Annotated in this window: 8 protein-coding genes; 1 reads left to right on the plus strand and 7 read right to left on the minus strand. The window is 45.5% G+C overall.

Features of this window, described 5'->3' with window-relative positions:
* Positions 1–33: 33 nt before the first annotated feature.
* The 7 genes from LZ463_RS27680 to LZ463_RS27705 all read right to left on the minus strand — a co-directional run bounded on the left by LZ463_RS27680 (position 34) and on the right by LZ463_RS27705 (position 3641).
* On the minus strand, positions 34–363 hold the full coding sequence (locus tag LZ463_RS27680) for a site-specific integrase (RefSeq protein WP_241459559.1): 330 nt from the start codon (positions 361–363) through the stop codon (positions 34–36).
* A 105-nt stretch (positions 364–468) separates the two neighbouring features.
* A complete protein-coding gene (locus tag LZ463_RS29315; RefSeq protein ID WP_489686159.1) occupies positions 469–774 on the minus strand; it encodes a hypothetical protein in 306 nt (101 codons plus the stop codon).
* On the minus strand, positions 775–900 hold the full coding sequence (locus LZ463_RS29320; protein ID WP_489686160.1) for a winged helix-turn-helix transcriptional regulator: 126 nt from the start codon (positions 898–900) through the stop codon (positions 775–777).
* A gap of 356 nt (positions 901–1256) precedes the next feature.
* Complete coding sequence (locus LZ463_RS27690) at positions 1257–2375, minus strand: CBS domain-containing anti-phage protein (protein ID WP_241459560.1); 1119 nt, start codon at positions 2373–2375, stop codon at positions 1257–1259.
* A gap of 171 nt (positions 2376–2546) precedes the next feature.
* Positions 2547–2723 carry a hypothetical protein gene (locus tag LZ463_RS27695; RefSeq protein ID WP_241459561.1) on the minus strand — a complete coding sequence of 59 codons (177 nt, stop codon included), beginning with the start codon at positions 2721–2723 and terminating at the stop codon, positions 2547–2549.
* A gap of 13 nt (positions 2724–2736) precedes the next feature.
* Positions 2737–3003, minus strand: coding sequence for a hypothetical protein (locus LZ463_RS27700; protein WP_241459562.1), 267 nt, complete (start codon positions 3001–3003; stop codon positions 2737–2739).
* Positions 2973–3641 carry a phage antirepressor N-terminal domain-containing protein gene (locus LZ463_RS27705; RefSeq protein ID WP_241459563.1) on the minus strand — a complete coding sequence of 223 codons (669 nt, stop codon included), beginning with the start codon at positions 3639–3641 and terminating at the stop codon, positions 2973–2975. The genes LZ463_RS27700 and LZ463_RS27705 overlap by 31 nt, the downstream gene beginning before the upstream one ends.
* Between LZ463_RS27705 and LZ463_RS29325 the strand changes: the two genes are divergently transcribed.
* Positions 3621–3707 (plus strand): hypothetical protein, encoded by an 87-nt coding sequence (locus tag LZ463_RS29325; protein ID WP_489686161.1) that lies wholly within the window; start codon positions 3621–3623, stop codon positions 3705–3707. The genes LZ463_RS27705 and LZ463_RS29325 overlap by 21 nt on opposite strands.
* Positions 3708–4072: the final 365 nt, after the last annotated feature.

Below are 4072 nucleotides of genomic sequence, written 5' to 3' on the forward strand. Positions count from 1 at the left end.
GAGCTACGGAAACTACTTCCGCAACCCCCATATTTAACGAGTAGGTTTTACATCTTCACCCAGCCTGCGATAGACCTTTTTCGTGATTTCCTGCTCAGTGTGGTCAAGTAATTTACTTGCATCACTAATATCTGCAATTTCCGTTGCAGCTTTGGCGCGCATATCCCTGAATTGAAAATTTGATATCCGGGTGGATAAAGCTGCATTCCCATCTGCTTCAAGCGAACAGCAAACACTGTAGATAAAGACGAATTGGAAGTGGTAAACGGCTACCGTGCTCTTGATACCAGAGGTAAAGCAGGCGTTCTTGCACTGATTGGTGGAATGGCTCCAGTCGAGCCAAAACAAAAAAATGTTTTTCATGGTGGCGTAGGCCAAATTGTCGAGCGCGATGTAACGACGCCTCGGACCTGTTAGTTTGCGCTGGATTATGACCCGGCATTTGCATCCAATTCTGACCCACTCGTTTTAATGTCTTTTAAGGGTTAGGTTGAGGCTAGTTTGGTCTTTTTTTCCTTTACGGTTATTTGGTGTTCGTTTGCTAGCTGAATTGACCCGGTCAGTTTGATCCACCTTCCACTTCCTGGCGAAGGCAGCCATTCGGTCATACGACCCCTCGAATCCCAAATCTTTCAGATCCAAGTGAAGCTGTTTTAAGCTGCGTCGCTGCTTCCGATTTTTACTTGCTTCGGTTTTAAGCCAGCTCGAAAGCTGCAATGCATATTTGTCGATCGCACTGGTTGTTTGTCGCTCAGCATAGGCAGGCTCTGTCACTTAAGAGCGCAGATAGCGTCGAACTGTGTTGCGAGAGATGCCAAGTCGTCTGGAGATCTCCCGTAATGGAATCTGGTCATGAATGTGCCAGCGTCGAATAATACCTAGTAATGCCACGTCAATCACTCCTGCTCCCTACTCATCAAGATAAGTAGGATTGTGTGCTAAACGTGGGTCAATTTTAGATGTAATTTATCCAGCAAAGTGGGTCAATTTTCAGTGCAAATCAACAAGCAATGGTGCCAAAGCGGAGCAGGTTGTCTAAGCGGCGGGAGGGGGCGGCAAGGGTGTAGTCCATGCCGTCTATGGTGACGTGACCGGGCTAGCCAGTCACGCGGGGAGGGGTTGCATAGGGCTTAGTAACTCAGAGGCGTTTACGCGTGCGCGAGGGGGTGTGAGATATTTTATTAAACATGCGTGCGAATAGGCTGAGCGACTCGCACCTACGTGGACTAACAATTTACAGAGAGTTAATTCAAGTTTTACATATTTTCTTTTACAGAATTAAAAAATCTTAGAGCAGTTGACAGCGTAGATAGATCTTCATCGTTAATTCCGGTGGGATCAAAATGCATTACATCATTACGAATCAGCCGAACCTCTTCAAGCGTTTCAATGAAAATTTTCCTGCTAATATTTTGCTTAAAATATTGAGCCCATTTCTCGGTATTTTCGAGCAGACGTTTGTATTCACCAAAAGTAAGATGGTCAACACTCTTAATGTCGCGTGTGGTGTCAATAGGATCTTTCGCATTTTTAATTTCTTCAATCGGATAATATTTTTCGATAATCATTCGAAGAATCGCTTCAATTTGGCCAATTTTCAAAAATGCTTCACTCATTTCGCTAAATTGTATTCCCAGATCAGCAGCAGTAATTATTCCACTAACAGTCTTGTCATGCTTGCGTACCAAAACACACTCTTGATTAATAATTGTCGAAATTGTGTCGAAAAGCGTTGCATTAAACAACACCTCTGCATGAGGAAGCATGCACTCGTCAACCTTTGTTGGCAATGTTCCATGCTTCAATACCCAACTTGTAATGGATTGCCAATTAACCATACCAAATACTCGACGCTCGTCTGCCATGATAGGTAATTGGGAAAAATTATGTTTAATCATCAGCGAGGTTGCATCAAAGATTGACGCACCAGGCGATACCCTGATTGGGGATCTGTTCGCGGCTTCGAGTAGACCAACCTTTAGAATATGTGCATCACGATCTATTGCAACTATATCCGCAACTGCTTCTGAGACGTTTGCTGATACTGGATTTTCATCAATTTTTTGCAACATTACAGTGCCACTGATGTGAGCATCTCGAAAATCGGGTAGCGTACGCAAATGAAGTTTATCTAACGCATCCTGAATTAGTCGTTCGGAATTCCCTCTGCGGCGAACATAACCAGACCACTTTACTAAGTCTCGGACAGATATCCAAATTCCTGCAGAGTTGCCGCCTTCTATCCCAGAGGCCAGAGAGGATAAGTTAGTCTCAAGCCTATTTGCCGACATTAAATTTTCTTGATTTGGAAGAGTCGACTCATCCACACTTGGGGATGGCACCGAACTATCGCTAGAAAACGCGACATCTGACATTTTACGTACTCCTTAATGAGCAAATTTTTGATTTACGACAGCGTTAGATTTTACAATCACGGATTGTTGCATGTGAGGCATTCGTCATTCAGCAAATGCACAGCCCGGGTAGATGCGATTAGTGTAACTTAATTGCACCGACGTACAGCCGTTTTCGACTATTGAAAGCGCTCAATGCAGCAACTGCCCTGGCAAAGGGGAGCCCAGCAGCACGCACCATTCTGTCAATTCTTCAAGCAAGCATTGCCGTTTGACGGGGTGGGTGGTGGTTTTTAGTTTTTCTGTGGCGGCCTGGTGGGCGGCTTCTACGCGCTGGCGTTCTTTGGTGGTCAGGGGGGGGGTTGGCATGGTTGTGTCCTGCTTAATTTTTCAATGAATAACCTTGCGCGTCGAATACATGGCACTTGACGGGTTTTTTGCGCAAGATGCTGCTCACGTCTGTTGCTTCGATGAAGACAGGGTCTTTGCTTTCTTTGATGGATTTGCGCAATACGGCCAGGTCAGGCATGCGGAACTTGTGCTGCTCGGCCAGTTCTGCGACTTCGGGCAGGTTGATGGCGATGCGGCTGGCAAGGCGGCTGTGGTCGAGGATGATGCCTAATTTTCCAGTTGTCTGACGATATCCCAAAACTGATTGACGCTAGTGGGCTGCCTGTGCCCGGGTAGTGGGATCAGTTTGGCTGGTTCAGCAGGCAAGAGTGGAGGTGGGCACGGCGGGAAGGCGAAGTGGTCAAGGTCTGGCACGTTGTGACCGATTTGGTCAGCAATAAAGCGCAGTTGCTCAAAAAGGCCAGCACGTATGGCCGGGCTCTCGGTCTTTTCAATTTCGCGCATACGGTCGCGGCATTGCTGCTGCATGGTGAGTACGTCACGCATTTTGAGCCGTATGGAGCTGTTGCCAGTAAGTTGCGGCATGGGTTCACGCGGGGCGAGTATCGGGATTTGCACAATGCCATCCTTTTTATCCTCTTTAGTCCAATGGTTCCACAGCACGTCGTCGCACTCGTTTTGATAAAGGATGATTTTGTCTTTGAGATCTGGTGTCACTTTATTGGGGCTGATGGTCATTAACCAGGACGCAATTTTTTCGGATATCCTTGAAAGCGGTGACGTTTGAGGAGCTTCTAAAGAAAGCCGAAGAGGATAAACTAATCCCCGTCCGTATTGATTTGAGAAAACCATTGGGAAAATAAAGGACCAGGGCGCTGGCATAATGCCCTGGATAATAAGAACATTGCAGACGCTATTTTTGATCGCCTTATTCATAGTTGCCATGCTTTAAAACTCGAGGGTGAGTCGTTGAGACGAAAAGCTAAGAAACTCGGTAGCTAAAGCTTCAATCCATACAGTTTGGTATTAAACAGGCTTGGGACAGTGGCGCAACCATACGGTGTATGGCTGCGCCATTTTCATTTTTGTATCCAACCGATCACAGCCTGCCAAAATCTCGTTGCATGCACCCTAATTTCATTCTTGATTTATAGATATTTGTTTTTTTTATTTTTATTTTGATGAGTATTGAAAAATTTTATTTCTTTTTTGAGAATTAATCGCAATTAGCCTAAACCTTTCCACAAATCCGTGGATGTATTGTTCAGTTAAAAATAAGTGCAGTTGATGCGTCCTGATCTCGAAGTTTGCTTTTGTAGCAAGCATGAGGCGGGGCGGTATTCCCGGATAATAAAGGATAGGTAAAC

It is taken from the genome of Undibacterium paludis (genome assembly GCF_022568815.1).
Lineage (GTDB): Bacteria > Pseudomonadota > Gammaproteobacteria > Burkholderiales > Burkholderiaceae_D > Undibacterium.

What these genes read in the sequence shown, in the direction of transcription:
- LZ463_RS27680 (WP_241459559.1), bottom strand. Translation starts at nt 363, where the DNA reads ATGAAAAACATTTTTTTGTTTTGGCTCGACTGGAGCCATTCCACCAAT.
- LZ463_RS27690 (WP_241459560.1), bottom strand. Translation starts at nt 2,375, where the DNA reads ATGTCAGATGTCGCGTTTTCTAGCGATAGTTCGGTGCCATCCCCAAGT.
- LZ463_RS27695 (WP_241459561.1), bottom strand. Translation starts at nt 2,723, where the DNA reads ATGCCAACCCCCCCCCTGACCACCAAAGAACGCCAGCGCGTAGAAGCC.
- LZ463_RS27705 (WP_241459563.1), bottom strand. Translation starts at nt 3,641, where the DNA reads ATGAATAAGGCGATCAAAAATAGCGTCTGCAATGTTCTTATTATCCAG.